This window comes from Rudaea sp., from assembly GCF_036383415.1.
Classification (GTDB): domain Bacteria; phylum Pseudomonadota; class Gammaproteobacteria; order Xanthomonadales; family Rhodanobacteraceae; genus Rudaea.
Window position 1 is genome coordinate 1 of sequence record NZ_DASVOK010000112.1, and the last position, 1,756, is coordinate 1,756.

1 protein-coding gene and 1 pseudogene are annotated in these 1,756 nt (G+C 66.5%); one reads left to right on the top strand and one right to left on the bottom strand.

From position 1 onward, the window contains the following. Nucleotides 1-116 precede the first annotated feature (116 nt). Nucleotides 117-608 (top strand): annotated as a pseudogene (locus VF497_RS04160) (RNA polymerase subunit sigma-24); the annotation flags it as partial. Between the two features lie 4 nt (nucleotides 609-612). On the opposite strand, the gene VF497_RS04165 reads toward VF497_RS04160, so the two are convergent. Further along, a partial coding sequence (locus tag VF497_RS04165) for an alpha-N-acetylglucosaminidase (protein WP_330886380.1) occupies nucleotides 613-1,756 on the bottom strand: 1,144 nt, incomplete at its 5' end.

The window sequence follows — 1,756 nt, forward strand, 5'->3', positions numbered from 1 at the left end:
CGGCGTGGCCGGTGGCCCGCTCGCGCAGGTACGCGGCGAGCGCCTCCACCTCGGGCAGCTCAGGCATGCTGACAAGTTAACCTCACACTCGATGAAGGTGGTGATCGCGCACAACCGCGACCGGCGACATCGTGCTGCTTGAGGACCAGGATCGCTCGCTCTGGAACGGCGTACAAATCGACGCGGGCGTTGCCTTGCTCGATCGCGCGCTGCGCACGAAGGAGCGCATCGGCCCCTACGTCGTGCAGGCCGCGATCGCCGCGCTGCATGCGCGTGCACCGCACCCCGCCGACACCGACTGGCGGCAGATCGCGGGGCTATACGAGGTGCTCGCGCGGCTGCAGCCGACGCCGATCGTCGAGCTCAACCGCATCGCCGCGATCTCGATGGTCGACGGCCCCGCCCACGCGCTCGACCTGCTTACCGCGCTGATCGCGCGCAGCGGCGCCGAGCACAGCCATCTGTTCGCCGCCACGCGCGCGAATCTGCTGCAGCGCCTCGATCGCCGCGACGAGGCGCTGAGTCAATACCGCACCGCCCTCGCCGCGGCAAAGCTCGAGCCGGAACGACGCTGGCTGTCGCGGCGAATCGCCGCGCTCGGCGGCTGAGCGGTCAGTCCGACAGGTCGAGCGTTTTCGCGGTTTCCGCCGCGAGCGCATAAGAATCGCCCTGCGGTCGCGTAGCGTAGCGCTGACTGCCGCGGTTCCATTCCTCACCGAGCGCGAACCAATCGACCGGCTTCGCCGCGACACCCGTGCGCAATTCCTCGTCGAGCCCGAAAAAGTATACTTTCCAGCGCTGCATGTAGTAATCGCGCGTCAGGCCGGCCCAATCCTTGTTGCCGTAGTCGTGCAGGTCGGCGCCTTCGCTTGCCTTGCGCTCGCCCCAGGTGGTCAGGATCGAGCGCGCATCGTAGTCTAGGCGACGCAGTTCCTCGGGCGTGGAGGCCCAGCCGCGCACGCGGTCGAGCCAGACGCCGACGAGAAAATCGTGCTGCGTCGAGAGCAGGCGATCCTGCAGGTCCATCAGCGCAAGCCAACGCTGGGTCAGGAAAGAGAACTGCGCGCGATCCTTCGCCGCGAATGCGGTCTTGATTCGAGGCAACAAAACACGGCTTTCATTTGCCAGCGTCTGGCGCGCGACGTCGACGAGGTCGTAGCGATAGGTCTCGCTTGTGCGCAACTGCGGCGCCACCCGCAGCAATTCCGGCAGCGCGACGGCGAACGCTTTCGCGTCGTAGCGCAGCGCGACCGGCGACCAATGCGAGGCCTGGAAGGCATCAAGGCTCGGCTGCGCGGCAAACAGCGACTCCTGCCCGGCTTCGCGCTCGCTGTTGAACTCGACCGTGTCGGGCGCAATGCCGTACGCCGTTTCGCGCAGAATCTTCCAGGCCTCCAGTGCATGCGCGTCGGCCGCACCGTAGCGGCGCTGCACGTAGTTCGCCGTCCATTGCGCGGCATCGACTTCGCCATCGCGCCACGCCATTTCGGTGAACAGGTCGAAAGCGAACGGATTGGTGTCCATGCCTTCGGCAAACACCGCCGTGCCGATCATGTTCGGGTTCGCATCGGCCATGCGCGGCAGGCGCTCGGTGTAGTTGCGCATGTTGGCGCCGAACGTCGTGCGGCCGCCGAATGCCCAGATGCCGCCGAACAAAAATGGCGCGCCCTTGAAATCGGTCATGCGATCGTCGCGCGGCACCTTGTCGTGGTCGATGTCGATGATGAAGAGCTTGTCGCGGTCGACGCCGGCCAGC